Source organism: Arthrobacter sp. NPDC056691 (genome assembly GCF_042791415.1).
In the GTDB taxonomy this organism is placed as follows: domain Bacteria; phylum Actinomycetota; class Actinomycetes; order Actinomycetales; family Micrococcaceae; genus Arthrobacter.
In genome coordinates this window covers 17111-38740 of record NZ_JBHTXX010000019.1, presented here as the reverse complement: position 1 = coordinate 38740, position 21630 = coordinate 17111, and the positions used below count along the sequence as shown (strand labels likewise).

The following is a 21630-nucleotide window of genomic DNA, read 5'->3' as shown; positions in this document are numbered from 1 at the left end:
TGGCCGACCAGCTTTCCCGGCGCACGTGGTGGCCAGTTTATCGGAGTGCGGGAGGCCGCTGTTTCACGTTGAGCAACCCGGGTTCCGGCAAGCTCAACCAGCGGACCCCAATCAGCCGACGAGGGCAGCGATTCCGATCCCGGCCGTGGCCGCGCCCAGCACCATGGATACCGTGACCAGGACCACGTGGACGGTGAGGAACTTCGTGGCCTTGCCGGCGGTGTCCCGTGCCCGCGGGTCCTTCATGACGCGGCGCAGGAACTGCGGCCACACCGCCAGGGACCAAAGGCCCGAAACGATCAGGACCAGCGCAATGAAGGCAGGGACGTCCACGGAACTAGTGGCTTTCGAGCCAGGCCTGGGCCTGCTGCGACTGGATGTTCAGAGCCTTGCCCACCATGGGCTCGGCGGCGTCGGCGATCTTGCCGCCCAGGAACGGCACGGAGGACGTGACGTTGCCTTCGAGTTCAACCCGCGTGCTGCCGCCGTCAGCAACGAGACGCTGGACCGCGGACACGTCGATCGGCGCGCCGGCGATCTTCAGGGAGATGGTGCTCTGGCGCGAACCGTCGGCTGCCGGGGCTTCCCAGTTTTCCACCTGGGTCACCTTGAGGCTCTCGCCGACGAACTTGCGGGCGATTTCCGGCAGGCGGGTCGTGGGGAGGGTGCGCACCGAAGTGGTGCTGAACTCTCCGGCGGTGTCGCCGGTCACGGTGAAGGATTCGAGGCTGCCGCCGACGAACTCGCTGGTGTGGCGCTGGAAGTCCTCGTTCGCGAAGACTGCGGTGACGCTGTCGACGCCGTGGGGAAGGGTGGTGGATGCACTCAGTGCCATTGATCCTCCGTCGTTGTGGGGTCAGAACGGTTTTTGCTCACCACATCCTACGGGCTTGGCCGCGCTTCCCCGGCACCGGGACATCCGGCACCGTGCTCTGCGACGCCGGATTTCTCCCCGGCGGAGAGCCTCCGGGCCGCCGCGGTAATGTTGCGGGACATGGCCGGGAAGATGATGCTGTGGAACGGAAGGACGGCAAGCCAGTAGAGCCGCCCGCTGAGTCCTTTGGGGAAGAAAATCGCACGCTGGCTGTAACGGCTTCCGGCGCCGTCGGGCTCCACGCAGAGCTCCAGCCAGGCGCGTCCCGGGGCGCGCATTTCTGCCCGGAGCCGGAGCAGGCGGCCGCGCTCTATCCGTTCCACGCGCCACCAGTCCACCACTTCTCCGGCCACCAGATGGTGCGGATGCCGCCGTCCGCGGAGCAGGCCTGCTCCGCCCGAGAGCTTGTCCAGCCAGCCGCGGACGCTCCACGCCAGCGGGAGCGAGTACCAGCCGTTGCGGCCGCCGATCCCCTCGATGATCGTCCACACGCGCCGCGGATCCACGTCGCTGGCAAAGGTCCGCTCATCGACATAGACCCGGTGCCCGGCCCAGCCGGGGTCGCTCGGTAGCGGGTCGGCATCGGCGCCGGCGTTGGCCCAGGTGGTTTCCACCTGGCCGTCGCGTTCCTTGCCGAGCGCCAGGCCCACGGCCCTGCGGTAGCCGGTCAGGCCGCCGTCGGGCTGCCTGATGAAGTTGTCGATGTCGTGTTCGGCCGAGACCGCGTCGTGCTGCAGGGACTGGACCAGCGGCACGGACATGGACAGCGGAATCGGGGTCACCAGGGCCACCCACAGTCCGGCCAGCCGGGGCGCCGGCACCGGCAGCGCCAGGACCGGGCGCGGCGGCAGGCCCGCCTCGGCCGCGTACTCCTTCATCATGCCGGCGTACGTCAGGACGTCCCGGGAGCCGATGTCGAAGGTGCGGTTGAGTTGTTCCGCCAGCGACGCGGCCCCGACGAGGTAGTAGAGCACGTCGCGGACGGCGATGGCTTCGATCCGGTTGCGGACCCAGCTGGGCGCCGGCATGAGGGGCAGGGTTTCGGCGAGATGGCGGATCATTTCGAACGACGCCGAGCCGGAACCGATCACCACTCCGGCCTGGAACACGATGGCGTCCACCGGGCCGGAGAGAAATACCTCGCCCACCGCTTCGCGGGAGCGCATGTGCGTTGACAGCGCCGTGTTGCGCGGGTGCAGGCCGCCCAGGTAGACGATCCGCCCGACAGATGCGGCCGCGGCGGCACCGGCCACAAGCCCGGCCATGGCCTTTTCCTTGGCCTCAAAACCGGAGCCCGCCGCCATGGAGTGGACCAGGTAATACAGGACGTCAACGCCCTGCAGGGCTTCCTCCAGGGCCGCGGAGTCGTCGAGGCTGCTGCGGATTACCTCCACGTCGTCCAACCACGGCACGCCGGCGATCTTCTCCGGGGACCTGACGAGCACCTTGACGCGGTGGCCGGCGTCCAGCAGCCGCGGGACCAGCCTGCCACCGATGTATCCTGTGGCGCCCGTGACCAGAACCGTCCGGGCAGCCGCCGTCTGATCAGCCGCCGTCTGTTCATCCGCCGTCCGGGCGTCGGGGCTGCTGCCGGCTCCGGCGGTGCCGCCGGCGCTGCTGTCATTTCCGCTGCTGTGATTTCCGGTCTGGTCGCTCACGGGAGTCTCCTTGGGGCGGCGGCATGGCTGTGAACTTCGGGCTTTGCTGTATTCACCTGCTCAGCAAGCTTAGCAACGCGGCATCGGGGGCCCGGATGCCGCGTGCTCGCCCGCAGGGGTAGGCTGGAAGCCCCGGCATTCGCAAGAATCTCGGCTTTTCGTGTTGCCTGCGTTCGAATGAAATTCCAGGAGATCCTGCCATGAGCCCCAGCGGCCAGCGCCCCAAAGGCCAGCCCACCGGCCAGTCCCTCAACGGACTGCCGCTCAACGGCCTGCGCCGTGTCCTTCATGCGGACAAGACGTTCGCCCGGGTGCAGGCCGAGGCCGGGCGGAGCTTCAGCATTCGCAGTGAGGACTACCAGATCAGCGCCCCGGCGGGCCTGCGGCCGGTGCTCCTGGCCGAGATGGCGGACGGCCTGCTGAACGCCGGCAATGGGAACGCCGCCGGCGACGCCAGCGCTGATGCCGGTGCGCCCGGCGTGGTCCTGGCCGTGACGGCTACCGGACGCGAGGCCGAGGACCTTGCCGCCGCGCTCCGCGCCTACCTGCCGGCCAACGCCGTGGCCGAGTTCCCCAGCTGGGAAACCCTCCCGCACGAGCGGCTGTCCCCGCGTTCGGACACTGTGGGCCGCCGCTTGTCGGTCCTGCGGCGCCTCGCCCACCCTGAAGATTCAGCCCGTCCGGAAGGTTCAGCGCATGCTGAAAACGCGGCGCACCCGGAAAACGCAGCGGGACCTCTCCGCGTGGTGGTGGCCCCCGTGCGCGCCGTGGTTCAGCCAATTGTGGCCGGCCTGGGGGATCTTGTACCGGTGACGTTGAAGGTGGGCCAGGAGGCGCCTTTCAGCAGTGTCGTCAAGAACCTCGCCGACGCCGCCTACGCCAGGGTCGACATGGTGACCCGCCGCGGTGAGTTCGCCGTCCGCGGCGGCATGCTGGACGTCTTCCCGCCCACCGAGGACCACCCCATCCGGGTGGAATTCTTCGGCGACGAGGTGGACCAGATGCGCTGGTTCGCCGTCGCCGACCAGCGCTCGCTGTCCGCCCCCGGCGTGCACCACCCCACCGAACTCCACGCCTCGCCGTGCCGTGAAATCCTCATCACGCCCTCGGTCATGTCCCGGGCTGCCACGCTGAAGCCCCAGCTCCCCGCGGCTGCCGACATGCTGGAGAAGATCGCCGGCGGCATTGCCGTGGAGGGCATGGAATCCCTGGCGCCTGTCCTCGTGGACGCCATGGTCCCGTTCATGGAACAGCTGCCCGCGGGTTCCATCTCGGTGATCATCGAACCGGAAAAGGTCCGCACCCGCGCCCACGACCTCGCGGCCACGAATGAAGAATTCCTGGAGGCGGCCTGGTCCACGGCCTCGGACGGTGGAACGGCGCCGCTGGACCTCAGCTCGCAGGCCTCGGCAGCCCTGCATTCCGCCAGCTTCCGATCGCTCGCCGAGACCCGCTCCGCGGCCCTTGGGAACGACGTGTCCTGGTGGTCCATCACGTCGCTGGCCACGGACGAGGAGCTGACGCCGGATATCGACGTGCTCAACCTCCGCGCCCGCGAGCCGCGCGGTTACCAGGGCGATGTGGCCGAGATGATGGACTTCATCGGCTCGCACGTGCGGGACCAGTGGCGGATCGTCGTGGCCACCGAGGGACCGGGGCCGGCGCAGCGCCTCGCCGAGCTGTTCCACGACGCCGACATCCCCTGCGCCCGGGTGGACACACTGGACCACGAACCCCAGGCGGGGATCATTGAGGTGACGACTGCCGCCGTCGGACGCGGTTTTGTCCTGGACGGACTGAAAGTCGGCCTCTTGACCGAGGCCGACCTGCTGGGCCGCACGTCGGCAGGCTCCACGAAGGACATGCGCCGCATGCCGTCCAAGCGGCGGAACGCCGTGGATCCGCTGCAGCTGGTGGCCGGCGACCATGTGGTCCACGAACAGCATGGCATCGGCCGGTTCGTGGAGCTCATCCAGCGCAAGGTCGCTGGTGGCGGAGACGGGGTGCGCGAATACCTTGTGCTGGAATACGCCCCGTCCAAGCGGGGCGCCCCGGGGGACAGGCTGTTCGTCCCCACCGACCAGCTGGACCAGGTGACGCGCTATGTCGGCGGCGACACTCCCGTGCTCAGCAAAATGGGCGGGGCGGACTGGGCCAGCACTAAGTCCAAGGCGCGCCGGGCGGTCAAGGAAATCGCCGGCGAGCTCATTCGGCTCTACTCGGCACGGATGGCCTCGCGCGGGCACGCTTTCGCACCGGACACACCCTGGCAGCGCGAGCTGGAGGAGGCCTTCCCGTACGTGGAGACCCCGGACCAGCTCACCACCATCAACGAGGTCAAGGCCGACATGGAGCGGGAGATCCCCATGGACCGGCTGGTCTCCGGCGATGTCGGCTACGGCAAGACCGAGATCGCCGTCCGGGCCGCGTTCAAGGCCGTGCAGGACGGCAAGCAGGTGGCCGTGCTGGTGCCCACCACCCTGCTGGCGCAGCAGCATTACGAGACCTTCACCGAGCGGTTCTCCGGCTTCCCGCTGCGGGTGAAGCCGCTGTCCCGGTTCCAGGCATCCAAGGAAGCCAAGGAAACGGCAGAGGGCGTGAAGAACGGGTCCGTGGACGTGGTGATCGGCACGCACCGGCTGCTGTCCAAGGACTTTGAGTTCAAGGACCTGGGCCTGGTGATCGTGGACGAGGAGCAGCGTTTCGGCGTCGAGCACAAGGAAGCGCTGAAGAAGATGCGCACCAACGTGGACGTCCTGGCCATGAGCGCCACCCCGATCCCGCGTACGCTCGAAATGTCGCTGACCGGCATCCGCGAAACGTCCACGCTGGCCACCCCGCCGGAGGAACGCCACCCCGTGCTCACCTATGTGGGGCCGTACACCGACAAGCAGACCTCCGCCGCCATCCGCCGCGAGCTGATGCGCGAGGGCCAGGTCTTCTTCGTCCACAACCGCGTGTCCACGATTGAAAAGACCGCGGCCAAAATCCGCGAACTTGTCCCCGAAGCCAGGGTGGAGGTGGCACACGGCAAGATGTCCGAGAGCCGCCTGGAACAGATCATCGTGGACTTCTGGGAGAAGCGCTTCGACGTCCTCGTGTGCACCACCATCATCGAAACCGGCCTGGACATCTCCAACGCCAACACCCTGATCGTGGACGGCGCCGACAAGTACGGCCTGTCGCAGCTCCACCAGCTGCGGGGGCGCGTGGGCCGCGGCCGTGAACGCGCCTATGCCTACTTCCTCTACCCCTCGGAAAAGCCGCTCGGCGAGGTGGCGCTGGAACGGCTGAAGGCCGTGGCCACCCACAACGAGCTCGGCGCCGGCATGCAGCTGGCCATGAAGGACCTGGAGATCCGCGGGGCCGGCAACCTGCTCGGCGGTGAACAGTCCGGCCACATCCAGGGCGTCGGCTTCGACCTCTACATCCGGCTGGTGGGCGAGGCCGTGGCCGAATACCGGGGCGAAGCCGAGGAGAAGGCCGCCGAAATGAAGATCGAGCTGCCCGTCAACGCGCACCTGCCGCACGACTACGTGCCGGGGGAGCGGCTGCGGCTGGAGGCCTACCGGAAGCTGGCGTCAGCGCTCACCTACGAGGCCATCGACGAGGTCCTCGCCGAGCTCGTGGACCGCTATGGCGAGCCGCCCCTGCCCGCGCAGAACCTGGTCGCCGTCGCGCGCTTCCGGGTGGGTGCCCGCGAAGCCGGGCTCTCCGACGTCGCCCTGCAGGGAAACTTCATCCGGTTCTCCCCGGCGCAGCTGCCCGAGTCGAAGACCATGCGGCTCAACCGCATGTACCCCGGCGCGCAGTCCAAGCCCGCCCTCGACGCCGTGCTCATCCCCAAGCCGAAAACGGCAAGAATCGGCGGCCGCGACCTGCAGGACGCCGAAATCCTGCAGTGGGCCGACGGCGTCATCCGCAATATCTTTGCCGACGCCCCGGTCCCGCTCGAAGCCACAAAGGGCTAGCCGTGATGGGAGGACACCACGCCGCGTCAGGAGCCGCGGCGTGGGTGGCTGTTGCCGCGACGGGGCCGTACACGCTGGGATGGTACCCGCTGGACGCGACCGGCGTGCTGATCGGCGGCATGGCGACGGCGGGCACCGCCCTCGTGTGCGACTGGGACCACCGCTCCAGCACGGTGGCACACTCGCTGCCGCCGCTGTCAAACGTGATCGCCGTGGGCATCGAGAACGCCAGTGGCGGCCACCGGCAGGGCACGCACTCGGTGCTGGGGGCGGCCATGTTTGTGCTGCTCGCCGCGGTCGCGGCGCAGATCCAGCTGGACACGCCGTGGGGTGTGCTGTCCGTCGGCGCCGGGCTGCTGTGCATGTTCATGATCAACATCGCGGCCAAGGCGCTGAAGCTGTTTCCGAAGTCCGGGTGGATCACCAACTGGGTCTTCGCCCTGGCCATGGCCGGCCTTGTGACCTGGTTCGCGCCCCACCAGTGGACGTGGCTGCCCATGTCCATGCTGATCGGCGTCGTGGTCCACATCGTGGGAGACATGGTGACCGTCGGAGGTGTTCCGCTCCTCTGGCCGCTGGTGATCAAACCGCCAAAGTTCCTGCGCCGGATGTGGGTGCTGAGGAACTTCTGGCGGCCCAACGGCGCCTTCTCCATCCCGCTGCTGGGCCGGGCAGGGTCCCGGCGGGAGTGGCTGGTGCTGATCCCGGTGAGCGGCTACGCCATGGTGGGAATGTCCCTCGCGGCATGGTCACTGGCGGGTACCCACTTCCCTGCGGCGCTGGCCCTGGCCGGCCGGCTGGCCAGCAGCCTGCTCGGACTGCCCTGAGATCGGACTGCCATAAAACAGGACTGCCATAAACAGAAGTTAAAAAGCCGAAGCCCCGGAGTCCGGGGCTTCGGCTTATTGTGAAGCGAGGCTTAGTATTCGCCGGCCGAATCGGAGCGGCCGGTGATGGTCTGCGGGATCCAGAACGCGAGGGCGAACAGGCCAAGGCACACAGCCATCGGCCAGGGGTTGCCCAGCGTCAGGAAGGACAGCGAGTAGATGGCACCCAGGAACAGGGCCATGATCACCACGAAGAGAACGATGCTGCCGGCCAGGGGGTTCTCGTTCTGCGGCGTCTTTACCTGCTGGTCAATCTTGCTGGACATTCATTCCTCCTCGGCCCCGCGGGGCTCAAACTGTGGCTGCCGCCGGTCAGTACGCGGACGAACCCTGTTCGCCTTTGACGATTGCAATACCGGAGCTGGCGCCAATACGTGTTGCACCTGCAGCAATCATAGCCTGTGCGTCCTCGAGGGACCGCACGCCCCCGGACGCCTTGACGCCCAGGTCCGGGCCCACAGTGCGCCGCATGAGGGCGATGTCTTCGACAGTGGCGCCGCCGCCGTTGAAGCCCGTGGAGGTCTTGACGAAGTCGGCGCCGGCCTCCACGGCCGCTTCGCAGGCCAGGACTTTCTGGTCATCGCTGAGCAGGGCGGTCTCGATGATGACCTTGAGGATGGACTCCCCGGCGTGGACAGCTTCAGCGACAGCATTGATATCGTCCACCAGGGCACCCTTGTCCGAGGCCCTGGCCGCAGCGATGTCGATGACCATGTCCACTTCGTCCGCACCGTCCAGAACGGCCCCGCGTGCCTCGAACACCTTGACGTCGCTGGGCGTGGCGCCCAGCGGGAACCCGACAACGGAGCACGTGAGCACGCCGGTGCCCTTGAGGGCAGTCTTTACCGTCTTGACCCACACCGGGTTCACGCACACGGACTTGAACCTGTACTCAGCAGCCTCGGCACACACCTTGAGGATGTCCGCCTCGCTGGCCTCCGGCTTCAGCAGTGTGTGGTCGATGTACGAAGCGATGCCCGGCGCCCCGCTGTCCTCACCGGTACGTCCGCCGGGAGATCCTGCGGGGCTGGTTGCCGTGCCCGTTCCGGGGCTGGCTTCGTTGCTCATGCTGGTCCTTTCCACGGGCCTTTGGCCGAAGGCGCCCCGGGTGTCGCGGCGTCCTTGCGAACCATCCTGCCACAGCAGGAACGCTACGCGGCCGTGGCCAGCTGCCCCACGGAAAGCGCCGCCATGAGCTCGGCGGCGCAGACGCCGGCAGCGGACCCGGACGCAACCAGCAGACCCAGCCGCACGCCGTCGAACGCTGCCGCATCCCCGATGGCCCAGATGCCCGGCACGGAGGAGCGGAAGTCGCGGCCGACGACGATCCCGCCTGCCGCCGCCGTCTTCACCCCGGCGGCGGCAGCCAGACCGTCCCGGGGCGTGCGGTCCTCGGCGAGGACCACGAGGTCGCCGTTCATGCGGCTGCCGTCCTCGAAGACGATGCCGGCGGCCGGCAGCACGGAGCCGGCAAGCGTCGGCACGACGGCGGCGGGGCGGGCAGTGGTGCGGACGGGCCGGACGCCGCGGGCACGGAGCACCGCTTCGGCCTGGCCGGCGGCGGGACCGGTGCCCACCAGGATGCCCAGCGGCCTGCGCCCGAGGACCCGGGTGACTTCCTTGACGGCGTGGCCGATCCTGGCGGCGTCGTCGATGGTGGAGTAGCTGAGGCAGCGGCCGGAGCCGTCCACCGGCGAGTCCACCGGGGCCGATCCGGTGGCGATGACCAACTGGTCGTAGCCGAATTCCATGCCGTCGGCGGTGGTGACCACTTTGGCCGCGGCGTCGATGTGGCTGGCGGGCTGGCCGAAGCGTACGGAGACGAACGGCAGGGCGGCCAGTTCCAGCAGGTCGTCAGTGGAGTCGTCGCGGCTGCTCAGCACGGTGACTGTGCCGGGGAACTGTGCTGCGGCGAGCTGGGCCACGAGCGCCTGGGCGGCCGGGCCTGCCCCGGCGATGAGGATTCGCGATGCGGTATCGGTGGACGGAAACTGTGCCGGAGCGGACATGTGCGGGCCCTTTCGAATGCTGCACCAGGCGGGCCGATCGGGGGCCCTGTTGTGCTGATGGGACCCAGCTTAGGGGGAGCGTTTTTCGCGGGTGTTTCCCGGCTGTTGCGGAATTGTCCCCGGCTGTTCGCTGCTTTTTACCACCCGGCAACAAAAGGGAGTTATTGTCCAGATATCGCGCCCTAAACCACGTTTTGGGGCCATTATCTGGACAAAAACTCCCTCTGTTAGTCGCATCACACCGTTGTCGATGCTTGGCGCGTGTCGGCTAGACGCGGATGCGGTAGCCGCGCTTCACCACCGTTTCCACGAGCTTGCCGTCGGGCAGGGAGGACCGCAGCCGGCTGACCGTCATGTCCAGCGCGTGCACCGAGCCGCGCAGTTCCAGGAGTTCGGAAAGGGACTCCCGGGACAGGACCGCCCCGCCGGCGCCCAGCAGCGCACGGAGCAGCAGCAGCGGCGCCGGGGCGATCTCCACCGCCTCGCCGTCGATGCGCAGCGACCGGCCGCGCAGTTCCACGTTTCCGGAGCGTGTATCCAGGCGCCGGACATGGTTCAGTGCGAGGTGCTCGCACACCAGCCTGATCAGCGCGCCCATCCGGAACCGCTCCGGCACCAGCGGGGTGATGCCGGCGTCGAGCAGCGGCTGCGCGGTCACCGGACCAACGACGGCGGTCGTTACGGTGGTCTTGAGGCTCTCCACGAGCTGCTTGTACAGCCCCATCTCGTGGGCCGTGCTCCACATGGCATCCACGGCGGGGGCACTGGTGAACGTCAGGACGTCCAGGTTGCCGCTGCACGCAGCCTCGATGAGGCGGGGGAGGCGGTCGGCGCCATCGGGCTTCACCCAGCGGTACGGGGTCACGGTCAGGACCGTGGCTCCGGACATGCGCAGCCGCTCCAGCTGCCGGACATCGGTGTATCCGTGCAGCTGCACTGCCACTGTCTTGCCACGCACGCCTTCGGCCAGCAGCATGTCCACCAGCGTTGCGGTGGTCTCGTCACTGCTGATTCCGACGTCGGCAAGGCCGGCCGCGCGCACGGCGCCACGGGCCTTGGGCCCGCGGACGAACATCCGGCAGGCGCCCAGAGTTTCCAGCAGCTCCTCACCGATGCCCGACGCGTCAGCCGCCTCGCACCAGCGGCGCATGCCGTAGGCGGTGGTGGCGATGCAGAGGTCGGGCTTGGCCGCGATGATCGCCTTCGTGTCCTCGATGAGGCTGATGTCCTCGTTCACCGGGGCGATCTTCAGGGCCGGGGCATGCAGGACCTCGGCGCCGCGGCGTTCCAGGGCCTCGATGAGGTCCCGCGAACGGCGGTGGGACGTCACACCGATCCGGAAACCCTCCAGCGGGGCCTCGGCGGCCGCCTCCGGAGCCGTTTCGGTGATCGCCGTTTCGGCGGGTGCTGTTTCAGTGGGGGCCAGTGCATTCATTGTGTTCATGCCTATCACGAACCCAGCAGCGAGGCCGCCAGGCGGTCGAGCTCCGCCGCGGCCTCGGCATGCCCGCGGTTGGCCTCAGCCACCCGCACCACCTCGCCGATCACCAGGACGGCAGGGTTGCTGCAGCCGGCGGCGGCACTTGCGATGTTTCCCAGTTCCGCGATGGTGGTCTTCTGGCCCGGCCGGTAGCCGCGCTCCACCACAGCCATGGGCATATCGGTGCGCATCCCGGCGCGGCGCAGGCCGGCGGCCAGGTGGTGCAGCGTGCCGATGCCCATCAGCACCACGATGGTTCCGCCCAGGCCGGCCAGGTGCGTGAGTTCCTTTTCCGTGAGCGGCGCGTGGCCGGACACGACCGTGAACATGTGGCTGACTTCACGGTGCGTCACGGGGATGCCGGCGGCAGCAGGTACGGAGATGGCGCTGGTGACACCGGAAATGACGCGGACGGGGACGCCGGCGGCGACGCAGGACGCAACTTCCTCCCCGCCGCGGCCGAAGACGTACGGGTCGCCGCCCTTCAGGCGCACCACGTTATTGCCCTCCAGCGCGGAAGCGACCATCAGCTTCTCGATGTCACCCTGGCTCACCTTGTGGTGTCCCGGGCGCTTTCCGACGTCGACCAGTTCGGCCGAGGTGAGGGACGCCAGCTCCTGGTACGGGGCCAGCCGGTCGTAGAACACGACGTCGGCGTCCCGGAGGGCCTTGACGGCGGCCACCGTCAGCAGTTCGCCGGTGCCCGGTCCGCCGCCAACCAGCGTGACGTGGCCGGCCCGGCCGGCGGCCGGTTCTGCCGCCACCGGAATGCCGGCGGCGCGGCAGCGGTCCAGCAGCGGTTCCCAGCCGGCCTGGCCGTCGTCCACCGCCGCGACGAGGAACGGGCGCTCGGGCAGGGGGCCGTCGTGCCCGGCACCCTGCGGGGTGCTGAGGCGGGAGACGACGGCGCCGGCTGCCTCGTAGCGGCGGACGGCCTGCCGGGCGGCGAAATCCGAGCCGGTGACCAGGACGTCGCGGCCGGTGAGATCAATGCTGAGCTGCATGCCTATACCTCGTTCGTGTCCAGCAGTTCCGGGGTGGAGGGCCTTACGGGGATGGAGGCCCCGATCAGCACCTTGCCTTTTTCCTCAGCCGTTGCCGGGCGCATCTGGCCGCGCTCGTCCGGGACGAAGGTGATGGAATCGTCCTTCTGGTCGGGGGCGTTGACGAAGGAGCGGAACCGGCGCAGGCGCTCGGGGTCCTTCAGGGTGTCTGCCCACTCATCGATGTAGGTGTCGACGTGCTTGGCCATGGCGGCCTCAAGGTCCTCGGCGATGCCCAGGGTGTCCTTCACCACCACGTCCTCGACGTGCTTGATGCCGCCGTCGAGCTCCTCCTGCCAGCGCGCGGTGCGCTGCAGGCGGTCCGCGGTGCGGATGTAATACATGAAGTAACGGTCGATGTACTTGATCAGGGTCTCGTCATCCAGGTCCTTGGCCAGCAGCTGGGCGTGGGCCGGGGTGGCACCGCCGTTGCCGCCGACGTACAGGTTCCAGCCGTCGGCGGTGGCGATCACGCCGACGTCCTTGCCGCGGGCCTCTGCACATTCACGGGCACAGCCGGAGACGCCCATCTTCAGCTTGTGCGGGCTGCGGAGACCGCGGTAGCGGAGCTCCAGCTGGATGGCCATGGCCACCGAGTCCTGGACGCCGAAGCGGCACCAGGTGGAACCGACGCAGGACTTCACCGTGCGCAGGCTCTTGCCGTAGGCCTGGCCGGATTCGAAGCCGGCGTCCACCAGTTCCTTCCAGATTTCCGGGAGCTCCTCCAGCCGGGCACCGAACATGTCGATGCGCTGGCCGCCGGTGATCTTGGTGTACAGGTTGTACTTTTCGGCAACGGCTGCGATGACGCCGAGCTTCTTCGGGGTGATCTCGCCGCCGGCAATGCGGGGGACCACCGAGTAGGTGCCGTCCTTCTGCATGTTGGCCAGCGCACGGTCGTTGGTGTCCTGCAGGGTGCCGCGGCCGGCGTCCAGGACGTAGGCGCTGTTCTGGCTCGCGAGGATGTTGCCGATGGTCGGCTTGCAGATGTCGCAGCCGGCGCCGGTGCCGTACTTGGCCATGATCTCTTCGAAGGAGGTCAGTTCCAGGACGCGGATGGCGTCGAACAGCTCCTGCCGGGACAGCTCGATGTGCTCGCAGAGCGCCTTCGAAACTTCGACGCCGGACTTGGTCAGCTCGGTTTCCAGCAGCTTCTTGAGCATCGGCACGCAGGAACCGCAGCTGGTTCCGGCGCGGGTGCAGCCCTTGAGCTCGCCGAGTTCCTGGACGGGCGCGTTGCCGTCGCAGGCGCCGCAGCCGTTGACCGTGTCGCGGATGGTTCCGGCGGTGACGTTGTTGCAGGAACACAGGATGGCGTCGTCCGGCAGTTCGGTTTCGGGGGCGTCGCCGCCGCCTGCAGCGCTGAGGAACGCGCCGGGTTCGGCGGGAAGCTCGCGGCCCAGGAGCGGGCGAAGGCTCATGTACGGCGAGGCGTCGCCGACGAAGATGCCGCCCAGGAGGGTCTTGGCATCATCGGTGGTGACGATCTTCTGGTAAACGCCGCGGGCGGGGTCCGCGTAGACAATCTCCAGTGAGTGCTCGGTCCGGGCAAAGGCATCGCCGAAGCTGGCAACGTCCACGCCGGAGAGCTTCAGCTTGGTGGCGGTGTCGAAGCCGGGGAAGGTGGCGTCTCCGCCGTGCAGGCGGTCGGCCACGATTTCGGCCATGGTGTTGGCGGGGGCCACGAGGCCCAGGCACATGCCTTCGAAGTTGGCGACCTCGCCGATGGCCCAGATGCCGGAAACCTGGGTGGCGCAGTAGTCGTTGATGACCACGCCGCCGCGGGGGCCCAGGTCGAACAGGGACTCTTCGCCTTCGGCGGCGCGGAAGAGTTCGTCGCGGGGCTTGACGCCGATGGCAACGATGACGATGTCGGCCGGGATGATGCGGCCGTTGGCCATCAGCACACCGGTGACCTGGCCGTCGTCGTCCGCCTGGATTTCGGACGGGAACACGCCGCCGTGGACTTCGAAGCCCTTCGCCTCGATGAGGCGGCCCAGCGCCTGGCCGGCGCCCTCGTCGAGCTGGGTGTTCATGAGCCAGGGGGCGCCGTTGATGACGACGGGGGTGGCGCCGAGCTGTTCGGTGCCGGCCGCGGACTCGAGGCCCAGGAGGCCGCCACCGATGGTGACGGCGTTGACCTTGCGGCCGAGCTTTGCGGTGAGTTCAGCGATGGACTTGTTGATGGCCCAGACATCTTCGAGGGTGCGGTAGACGTGCACGCGCTCGGCGCCGGGCAGCGGGAGCCGGGCGGCGTCAGAACCGGTGGCGACCACCAGCTGGTCGTATTCATAGGTGTTGCCGGCGGCGGTTTCAACGGACTTGCCGGCGGTGTCGATCTTCACCACGCGCTCGCCGGTCTGGAGGGTGAGCGACTCGTGGTCCCACATGGAAGCCGTACCCAGCGTCAGGTCAACGGTGCTGTCCGTGAGGGCCTTGCTGAGGGCAACGCGGTCATAGGGCAGGTGGGCTTCCTCGGTCAGAACAGTTACCTGCCAGCCTTCGAGGCCGCGGGCATGCATGGCATCCGCAAAACGGTGGGCTGCAGGGCCGCCGCCGGCGACCACAATGCGGCGCGGAGTCGATGAGGTTGAAGTCTGTTCGGTCACTGTGGGCCTTTCGCTGGGCCGCAGACGGTGCTCTGCAGCTTGTGCATCCAGCCTAGGGAGGCGCAGTTTCGCTTCAGTTTCCCAATTGTTTCGTGAACTTAACTTCTGCATCACGGGATTGTTTCGGGCCATGTGAGGTGTCTTTTACGTTCTTGACACATTGACTGCACCCCGTCGAAACACCGTCACCCTAGCTTTGTTATACGGCCGCAGCGGCGGCAAAAGCAGGCGAAATTACACGTCTCGCAGGACCGGCCCGCCGCCGGAAAGCACGCAAAAGGGAGAGGAGCCGGACATGACGGCAACACTGGAACTTGAGGATCTCGCCACCGGATACGCAGGCTGGCACCGCGTCTGCGCAGTGGAGGACCTGGAACCCGCCTGGGGCGAAGCCGCACTGGTGGCTGGCCGGCAGGTGGCCGTGTTCCGCACCGCCCCCGGTGAGGTTTTCGCCGTAGCCCAGGAAGACCCGGCCACCGGCGCCTTCGTCATGGCACGCGGCATCCTCGGCTCACGCGGCACGCGCCCCACCATCGCCTCGCCGCTGCACAAAGAGGTCTACGACCTCGAGACCGGCGAATGCTTCGGCAACGCGGACCTGCGCCTGGCCGCCTTCAGCACGCGCATCGTGGACGGCTTCATCGAGGTTGAGCTCTAGTCAGAGTCCCAGCGCCTCGCGCACGTCAGTGAGCACGTGGTCCAGGGCGGCCCTGGCCGCCAGCCGGGCTTCGGGCAGTTCAGCGGCCGAGCCGACACTTCGGATGACCTCGAGGTAGCACTTGAGTTTCGGCTCCGTGCCGCTTGGCCGGATGATCACGCGGCTGAGGTCGCGGGTCACATACAGCAGCCCGTCGGTCGGAGGCAGCTGCTCGCTGCCTTCGGCCAGATCCACGAACGACTCCACGGCCGAACCGCCAAACGATTCGGGCGGGTTCACGCGCAGCCTGTTCATCATGGCATCCAGCAGTCCGAGGTCACCCACACGGATGTTCAGCTGGTCGCTCGCGTGGAGCCCGTGGACCAGATACAGCTCGTCCAGGGTGTCGAAGATCGTCTTGTCCTCCGCCTTGGCGGCGGCCGCGAGTTCCGCGATCAGCACCGCGGCGGACAGCCCGTCCTTGTCGCGGACCAGATCCGGTGCAACGCAGTAGCCCAGCGCCTCCTCATAGCCATAAACAAGGCCCGGCACCCGGGAAATCCACTTGAACCCGGTAAGCGTCTCCTCATGCGCATACCCGGCTGCCGCGGCGACGCGTGAAAGCAGCCGCGACGAAACAATCGAATTGGCGAACACGCCGCCGGCCGCGCCTGCGCCGGCCCCGTCCGCCCCGGCAGCGCCTGCCCCGGCAGCGCCTGCCCCGGCAGCGTCCGCACTGGAGGCTGCCAGCCGCGCCACGACGTGCGCCCCCAGCAGGGCGCCCACCTCATCGCCCCGCAGCATCCGCCACGCACCCGTGTCCGGATCCTTCGCGGCCACAGCGACACGGTCCGCGTCCGGGTCGTTGGCCAGGACAATATCCGCGTCCACCTGCATCGCCGTCCCAAGGGCCAGGTCCAGGGCGCCGGGTTCCTCCGGGTTGGGAAAACTGACGGTGGGGAAGTCCGGGTCCGGCTCGGCCTGCTCGCTGACCAGCGTCACGTCGGTAAACCCGGCCGCCTGCAGTACGGAGACCGCCGTCGTTCCACCTACGCCATGCAATGGCGTCAGGACGATCTTCAGCTCCCGGGCCGGGAAGAGCCGGCCGTCGGCCAACCCTGCGGTGGCGGCCTCGTAGTCCTGAACGATCCCGGCGTCCAGGACTGTCCATCCGTCCTGGGCCAGGGGAATCGAGGCGAGATCGCCCACGTTGCTGATTTCGGCGGCGATCCGGGCGTCGTACGGCGCCACGATCTGCGCACCCCGGCCGCTTTCCTCCACCGCATGCCGGCCGAGGTACACCTTGTAGCCGTTGTCCTGCGGAGGGTTGTGGCTGGCAGTGACCATCACGCCGCCGTCGCATTCCAGCGCCCGGACCGCATAGGCCAGCAGCGGCGTCGGCAGGGCCGCCGGCATGACGAACGTCTCGATTCCCGCCGCGGTGAACACCGCCGCCGTCTCCGCGGCGAAGATGTCTGAGTTGTAGCGGGCGTCATAGCCGACGACGGCGCGTGGCCGTGTGCCGGGCGCAGCGTCCGCCACCGTCCGGACCAGGAATCTTGCCAAGCCCGCCGCTGCGCGGCGCACGACGACGCGGTTCATCCGGTTGGGTCCCGGTCCCAGGGCGGCCCGCAGGCCGGCCGTTCCGAACTGCAGCGTTCCCCGGAAGCTGTCTTCGAGGTCCTGCCGGGCGGCAGGCGTGCCGGCCTCGGTGAGCTTCACGAGTTCGGTCAGCGTTGCCGCGGTGCGCGGGTCCGGGTCCTGCGCGGCCCAGGCACGGGCGTCGTTGAGCAGCTGCAGATCGGCTTCGGAAGACGTCATGGATACCAAACTATCGTCAAAGTACGGTGGAGCTATGCCTGACGGGGCTGCCGGCCCGTCATGACGCGGCCTGTTCGAAGCGGTTGGAAGGCTCCTTGACAGCAAAAATTCTGGACACGTAGCGTCTGGGTTGTGAAGTTGAACCAGGGGGTGGAGTGGGCCCTCCACTGTTGCGTCAACATGGCGTGGGCACCTGTGGGGGAGCCGATCAGCAGCGGCCGGCTCGCCGAGCTGTACAAGCTTCCGCCGGCGTACCTGAACAAGCAGCTTCAGTGCCTGGTCCGGGCGGGCGTCCTGCAGTCCGTGTCCGGCCCCAAGGGTGGGTTCCATCTGGCGCGCCGTGCCGACCGGATCTCAGTCCTGGACGTGGTGCTGGCCATCGAAGGCCGGGACCTGGCGTTCCGCTGCGACGGCATCCTGGCGAACTGCCCGGGCAGTGACGCGGACGAAGACTATCTCCGGAGCTGCATCATTTCGCAGTCCATGCGCCAGGCGGAGCTGGCCTGGCGCACCGAACTCGCGCGGCAGAGCGTGGCTGGCATGGCGCAGTCCCTTGAGCGGCGCTTTCCCCAGGCCCGTGTCGACGCGCTCGCCCAACTCCTTGCCGCGAACGGCGGGCGGGACTAGAGCCGGGCAGGACAGCTAGAGCCGGCGGATGATTTCCGCCAGCAGCTTGGAGATGCGCGGCCCGGCAGCGTGTCCGGCTTCGAGTACCTCCTCATGGCTCAGCGGCGTCGGGCTGATGCCGGCCGCGAGGTTGGTGACGAGCGAGATGCCGAAGACCTCCATGCCGGCGTGCCGGGCGGCGATAGCTTCCAGCGCCGTCGACATGCCCACAAGGTCGGCACCGATCCGCTTGGCGTACTGCACCTCGGCCGGCGTCTCGTAGTGCGGCCCGGTGAACTGGGCGTAGACACCTTCGTGCAGGGACGGGTCCACCTCGCGGGCCAGCTCCCGGATCCGCGATGAGTACAGGTCAGTCAGGTCCACGAAGGTGGCGCCCTCAAGCGGGGACGTCGCGGTGAGGTTGATGTGATCTTTGATGAGTACCGGGGTGCCTGGCGCCCAGTCTTCGTTGAGCCCGCCACAGCCGTTGGTGATCACCAGGGTCCGGCAGCCGGCGGCGGCCGCCGTGCGGACGCCGTGGGCGACGGCCCGGACGCCCTTGCCCTCGTAGTAGTGGGTGCGGGCGCCGAGGACCAGGGCGCGCTTGCCCTCCAGGGTCAGCACGGAACGGATCGTGCCGACGTGCCCCTCCACGGCGGGAGCCGAAAAGCCGGGGACCTCCGAGGCCGCCAGCGTCGCGGTGGTCTCGCCGATGAGGTCGGCGGCCTCCGCCCAGCCGGAGCCCAGCACCAGGGCGATGTCGTGCGCTTCGACACCGGTCTCGGACGCGATGTAGTCCGCGGCCGTGCGCGCTGCCTCGAAGGGATCCGTGTTCAGGAATTCTGTTGTGCTCACCCGGTCCAAGCTACCGTGCAGGACCGGGTGCGGACAGCAGAAACGCGCCCCGCCGGGCTGCCCGCCCGGCCCCGGCCGGTTGGTGGTCCTGCACAGGATGCGCGAGAATGGCTAACTGTGACTATGCATCCTGATTTCAGTGCCCCCCGCATCGCAATTCTCGGCGGAGGTCCGGGTGGCTATGAAGCCGCCATGGTGGCCGCCTCGCTGGGAGCCGTAGTCACCATCATCGAGCGGTCCGGTCTGGGCGGCTCCGCTGTGCTGACCGACGTCGTGCCGTCCAAGACGCTGATCGCGACGGCGGACCTGATGACCCGCGTCAGCGTGGCGGGGGAGCTGGGGGTCAAGTTCGACGTCGACGGCGGCGACTTCGTTCCGGTCATGCGCGCCGATCTCAAGCACATCAACGACCGCCTGCTCGGGCTCGCCCGCCAGCAGTCCCTCGACATCCAGACCGGTCTGGAGCACCAGAACGTCCGCATCCTGAACGGCTCCGGCAAGCTGGTCGATAACCACACCATCGAGGTCCTGACCGCCGACGGAACCGAAACCGTTGAGGCTGACGCCATCCTGCTGACCGTCGGGGCGCACCCGCGGGAACTGCCCACGGCACGGCCGGACGGCGAGCGAATCCTGAACTGGGCGCAGATCTACAACCTGGACGAGCTGCCGGAGGAACTGATCGTGGTGGGCTCCGGCGTGACCGGCGCCGAGTTCGCTTCCGCCTACAACGGCCTGGGCTCGAAGGTCACCCTGATCTCCAGCCGCGACCGCGTGCTTCCGGGTTCCGACACGGACGCTGCAGAGGTGCTGGAAGAGGTCTTCGAACGCCGCGGCGTGAAGGTGCTGTCCCGTTCCCGCGCCGAAACAGTCGAGCGGATCGACGACGGCGTGGTGGTAACCCTCGGGGACGGCTCCAAGGTGACCGGCAGCCACTGCCTTGTCTGCGTGGGCTCCATTCCCAACACGGCCGGCATCGGCCTGGAGGAAGCCGGCGTGGCGCTCACCGAAAGCGGCCACATCAAGGTGGACGGCGTGTCCCGCACCACCGCCCCGAACATTTACGCCGCCGGTGACTGCACCGGCGTCCTGGCGCTCGCCTCCGTCGCCGCCATGCAGGGCCGGATCGCGATTGCGCACTTCCTGGGCGACCAGGTGACCCCCATCAAGCTGCACCAGGTGGCGTCCAACATCTTTACGTCGCCGGAAATCGCGTCCGTGGGCGTGTCCGAGGCCGAGATCGACTCCGGCAAGTACCAGGGCGACATCATCAAGCTGTCCCTGCAGAGCAATGCCCGCGCCAAGATGCGCAACGTTAAGGACGGCTTCGTCAAGATCTTCGCCCGCAAGGGCTCGGGCACCGTGATCGGCGGCGTGGTGGTGGGTGCCAACGCGTCGGAGCTGATCTTCGCCATCTCGATCGCAGTGAAGCAGAAACTGCATGTCGACGACGTCGCCAGCACTTTCACTGTGTACCCGTCGCTGAGCGGCTCCATCTCCGAAGCGGCACGGCGCCTGCACGTGCACATGTAGGCAGCACACGAACCTGTGAATGGCAGGCTTCTCCTAGTCGCTACCGGCGAAGCTGAGTAAAATTCAGACTGTCGATCCCCGGGATTGGCGGCACCGGGCTCCGACAGACCGATCCACCAGCGGTCAGCTATGCGGAGATTATTCTTCCGAACGGTCGGACCGCGGAAGCCAGGAGCGTGCCATGATCACTGTTCAAAAAGCCGCAATAAACACCGCGCTCGTAGCGGCCCTCGTGGGCGGCGGTGCCTATCTCGCCATGGGTTATCCCGTCATTGCCTCGTCCACAAACGGCACGGGAAGCCAGTCCATCATGGACTCCGCCAAAGGTGGCCACCAGGCCAACGGGATCACCGAGCAGCTGCTGACGGGGAGCACTGCCACCCGGGTGACGAACGCGGTGCTGGCGGCCAACCCCGGCGCAACGGTTCTCCGGGTTGAGACCGACGCCGAGGGGGCGGTCTACGAAGCGCACATCACGAAAGCTGACGGCTCGCGGGCGACAGTGAAGCTGGACGGTTCCTTCAACATCACCGCCACGGAAGCCGGACGACGGTAAATCCGGCGGGTACAGGCAGAGGGCCCGATCATGACATCGGGCCCTCTGTCGTTATGTCCGCAACTCAGGAACAGGCGTACGGGGGAACGGCGTCGCCGGGCGTGAAGGGCTCGAACCAGTGCCGGATGTCCAGGTTTCCCAGATTCTGTTCGACGCCGGTGTCCGCTTCGCCGGCACCGTCCGCGTACAGGGTTTCTGAGTCGGCGTCCTCCAGCAGGACTTCCTCCACGATGGCCCGCCACTCCCCGGGGAGGTCCAGTTCGTAGATGTCCTCCGTGATCCTGGCCTGATCGAGGAGGCAATGGACCGCGAGTTCGCCCGCCAGGCAGCCGGGAGCGGTCCAGCCGCGGGCAAGGGACGCGGTGACGTCCGAGGCCACCACAATGAACCGCTGCGTGAACTTCGCGTCGTAGCTGGACGCGAACTGCGGGGGCAGCGAGGACAGCACAGACGTTCCGGCGATGGCCGCGGGTGTGACGGTGTCCAGTTCATGCAGCGTGCCCAGGTCGCGGAACAGTTGGTCGATGAGGATGCTGGACGAATTCCACAGCAGGCCGGCGAGCAGGCGCGCCTGGCGCACGGACCGCTCCCGCTCGTCGGGGCTGGCGGCGGCCATCTCGGCAAGATCCTCGGGGTCGAACTGGAGCCGCTGCTCGGCGGTCATGTCGTCGGGGTGCGGGTCCAGGCCAAGAAGCTCAAGGCCCAGGCCGGTGAGCTTTTCGGAATCGGCCAGCAGTTCTTCGGTGATGTCGTCGTCTTCGTCGGCATTCATGATCCCGATGCTACCGGCCACGGGCGGCAGGCCCGATTTGTGTGACGCGGCAGCTCAGGGGTGGCCTGGCAGGGCCAACGCACGCCGCCGTCCAGACAGTATGACGTCCGCGCCGCGCGTTCTTCCAGACACGCTGCATCGACCAGTTCGCGTTTTCCTATGGGTTCTTGCAGCTCGACGGTCACGGGAACGACGTCGTTTCCCTGACAGGTGTAAGCACCTGGCGGCAACCGTCGGACATCGGCCCGGATCAGGATCCGTTCCGGCTCAACCTGCGCCCGGGGGTCAAGCACACTCCCGGTTTTCCCGCCGGCGCAGG

18 protein-coding genes are annotated in these 21630 nt (G+C 67.9%); 6 read left to right on the top strand and 12 right to left on the bottom strand.

Translation table 11 applies throughout. The annotated features are described in order from the left end of the window. Nucleotides 1-111: 111 nt before the first annotated feature. The 3 genes from ACFRAU_RS15540 to ACFRAU_RS15530 are packed head-to-tail and all read right to left on the bottom strand — an operon-like array spanning nucleotide 112 to nucleotide 2394. Entirely contained in the window at nucleotides 112-333 is a 222-nt protein-coding gene (locus tag ACFRAU_RS15540; RefSeq protein ID WP_378000595.1) for an SCO4848 family membrane protein, read from the bottom strand. Nucleotides 334-337: 4 nt separating this feature from the next. Beyond that, nucleotides 338-835: a DUF2505 domain-containing protein gene (locus tag ACFRAU_RS15535; RefSeq protein WP_377997723.1), complete on the bottom strand. Its 498-nt coding sequence runs from the start codon at nucleotides 833-835 to the stop codon at nucleotides 338-340. A 47-nt stretch (nucleotides 836-882) separates the two neighbouring features. Then, nucleotides 883-2394 (bottom strand): SDR family oxidoreductase, encoded by a 1512-nt coding sequence (locus ACFRAU_RS15530; RefSeq protein WP_378000627.1) that lies wholly within the window; start codon nucleotides 2392-2394, stop codon nucleotides 883-885. Between the two features lie 338 nt (nucleotides 2395-2732). On the opposite strand from ACFRAU_RS15530, the gene mfd reads away from it, so the two are divergent. Both mfd and ACFRAU_RS15520 read left to right on the top strand, forming a co-directional pair. After that, entirely contained in the window at nucleotides 2733-6503 is a 3771-nt protein-coding gene (gene mfd, locus ACFRAU_RS15525; protein ID WP_378000594.1) for a transcription-repair coupling factor, read from the top strand. 5 nt (nucleotides 6504-6508) lie between these two features. Further along, nucleotides 6509-7330 (top strand): metal-dependent hydrolase, encoded by an 822-nt coding sequence (locus tag ACFRAU_RS15520; protein WP_377997721.1) that lies wholly within the window; start codon nucleotides 6509-6511, stop codon nucleotides 7328-7330. A gap of 92 nt (nucleotides 7331-7422) precedes the next feature. Here ACFRAU_RS15520 and ACFRAU_RS15515 read toward each other — a convergent pair whose 3' ends face one another. From ACFRAU_RS15515 to nirB, 6 genes are all read right to left on the bottom strand, one after another. Beyond that, entirely contained in the window at nucleotides 7423-7656 is a 234-nt protein-coding gene (locus ACFRAU_RS15515) for a hypothetical protein (RefSeq protein WP_377950014.1), read from the bottom strand. Nucleotides 7657-7702: 46 nt separating this feature from the next. Then, on the bottom strand, nucleotides 7703-8458 hold the full coding sequence (gene deoC / locus ACFRAU_RS15510) for a deoxyribose-phosphate aldolase (protein ID WP_378000593.1): 756 nt from the start codon (nucleotides 8456-8458) through the stop codon (nucleotides 7703-7705). 83 nt (nucleotides 8459-8541) lie between these two features. Beyond that, nucleotides 8542-9399, bottom strand: a complete 858-nt coding sequence (locus tag ACFRAU_RS15505) for an FAD-dependent oxidoreductase (protein ID WP_378000592.1) — start codon at nucleotides 9397-9399, stop codon at nucleotides 8542-8544. 268 nt (nucleotides 9400-9667) lie between these two features. Further along, nucleotides 9668-10834: a uroporphyrinogen-III synthase gene (locus ACFRAU_RS15500; RefSeq protein WP_378000626.1), complete on the bottom strand. Its 1167-nt coding sequence runs from the start codon at nucleotides 10832-10834 to the stop codon at nucleotides 9668-9670. 14 nt (nucleotides 10835-10848) lie between these two features. Next, nucleotides 10849-11883 carry a uroporphyrinogen-III C-methyltransferase gene (gene cobA / locus ACFRAU_RS15495; protein WP_378000591.1) on the bottom strand — a complete coding sequence of 345 codons (1035 nt, stop codon included), beginning with the start codon at nucleotides 11881-11883 and terminating at the stop codon, nucleotides 10849-10851. Nucleotides 11884-11885: 2 nt separating this feature from the next. After that, nucleotides 11886-14531 (bottom strand): nitrite reductase large subunit NirB, encoded by a 2646-nt coding sequence (gene nirB, locus ACFRAU_RS15490; protein ID WP_378000590.1) that lies wholly within the window; start codon nucleotides 14529-14531, stop codon nucleotides 11886-11888. Between the two features lie 295 nt (nucleotides 14532-14826). Between nirB and nirD the strand changes: the two genes are divergently transcribed. After that, nucleotides 14827-15189, top strand: coding sequence for a nitrite reductase small subunit NirD (nirD, locus tag ACFRAU_RS15485; protein WP_377997715.1), 363 nt, complete (start codon nucleotides 14827-14829; stop codon nucleotides 15187-15189). On the opposite strand, the gene ACFRAU_RS15480 is transcribed toward nirD, so the two are convergent. After that, entirely contained in the window at nucleotides 15190-16989 is a 1800-nt protein-coding gene (locus ACFRAU_RS15480; protein ID WP_378000589.1) for a phospho-sugar mutase, read from the bottom strand. Nucleotides 16990-17121: 132 nt separating this feature from the next. Here ACFRAU_RS15480 and ACFRAU_RS15475 point away from each other — a divergent pair, with 132 nt between their 5' ends. Further along, complete coding sequence (locus tag ACFRAU_RS15475; protein ID WP_378000588.1) at nucleotides 17122-17616, top strand: RrF2 family transcriptional regulator; 495 nt, start codon at nucleotides 17122-17124, stop codon at nucleotides 17614-17616. Nucleotides 17617-17631: 15 nt separating this feature from the next. On the opposite strand, the gene ACFRAU_RS15470 is transcribed toward ACFRAU_RS15475, so the two are convergent. After that, nucleotides 17632-18450, bottom strand: a complete 819-nt coding sequence (locus tag ACFRAU_RS15470) for a purine-nucleoside phosphorylase (protein WP_378000587.1) — start codon at nucleotides 18448-18450, stop codon at nucleotides 17632-17634. Between the two features lie 117 nt (nucleotides 18451-18567). On the opposite strand from ACFRAU_RS15470, the gene ACFRAU_RS15465 reads away from it, so the two are divergent. Together ACFRAU_RS15465 and ACFRAU_RS15460 are read left to right on the top strand one after the other, a co-directional pair. After that, the gene (locus ACFRAU_RS15465; protein WP_378000586.1) at nucleotides 18568-19983 is read left to right on the top strand and encodes an NAD(P)H-quinone dehydrogenase; all 1416 of its coding nucleotides are present in this window, start codon (nucleotides 18568-18570) and stop codon (nucleotides 19981-19983) included. Between the two features lie 181 nt (nucleotides 19984-20164). After that, nucleotides 20165-20539, top strand: coding sequence for a hypothetical protein (locus ACFRAU_RS15460; protein ID WP_378000585.1), 375 nt, complete (start codon nucleotides 20165-20167; stop codon nucleotides 20537-20539). Nucleotides 20540-20603: 64 nt separating this feature from the next. On the opposite strand, the gene ACFRAU_RS15455 is transcribed toward ACFRAU_RS15460, so the two are convergent. After that, nucleotides 20604-21311, bottom strand: a complete 708-nt coding sequence (locus ACFRAU_RS15455) for a hypothetical protein (RefSeq protein ID WP_377997709.1) — start codon at nucleotides 21309-21311, stop codon at nucleotides 20604-20606. Between the last annotated feature and the right edge of the window lie 319 nt (nucleotides 21312-21630).

Excerpts from the sequence above, each read along its gene's own strand:
- ACFRAU_RS15535 (WP_377997723.1), bottom strand. The coding sequence starts at position 835 with ATGGCACTGAGTGCATCCACCACCCTTCCCCACGGCGTCGACAGCGTC.
- mfd (WP_378000594.1), top strand. The coding sequence starts at position 2,733 with ATGAGCCCCAGCGGCCAGCGCCCCAAAGGCCAGCCCACCGGCCAGTCC.
- ACFRAU_RS15520 (WP_377997721.1), top strand. The coding sequence starts at position 6,509 with ATGGGAGGACACCACGCCGCGTCAGGAGCCGCGGCGTGGGTGGCTGTT.
- ACFRAU_RS15515 (WP_377950014.1), bottom strand. The coding sequence starts at position 7,656 with ATGTCCAGCAAGATTGACCAGCAGGTAAAGACGCCGCAGAACGAGAAC.
- deoC (WP_378000593.1), bottom strand. The coding sequence starts at position 8,458 with ATGAGCAACGAAGCCAGCCCCGGAACGGGCACGGCAACCAGCCCCGCA.
- ACFRAU_RS15505 (WP_378000592.1), bottom strand. The coding sequence starts at position 9,399 with ATGTCCGCTCCGGCACAGTTTCCGTCCACCGATACCGCATCGCGAATC.
- ACFRAU_RS15500 (WP_378000626.1), bottom strand. The coding sequence starts at position 10,834 with ATGAATGCACTGGCCCCCACTGAAACAGCACCCGCCGAAACGGCGATC.
- cobA (WP_378000591.1), bottom strand. The coding sequence starts at position 11,883 with ATGCAGCTCAGCATTGATCTCACCGGCCGCGACGTCCTGGTCACCGGC.
- nirD (WP_377997715.1), top strand. The coding sequence starts at position 14,827 with ATGACGGCAACACTGGAACTTGAGGATCTCGCCACCGGATACGCAGGC.
- ACFRAU_RS15480 (WP_378000589.1), bottom strand. The coding sequence starts at position 16,989 with ATGACGTCTTCCGAAGCCGATCTGCAGCTGCTCAACGACGCCCGTGCC.
- ACFRAU_RS15460 (WP_378000585.1), top strand. The coding sequence starts at position 20,165 with ATGATCACTGTTCAAAAAGCCGCAATAAACACCGCGCTCGTAGCGGCC.
- ACFRAU_RS15455 (WP_377997709.1), bottom strand. The coding sequence starts at position 21,311 with ATGAATGCCGACGAAGACGACGACATCACCGAAGAACTGCTGGCCGAT.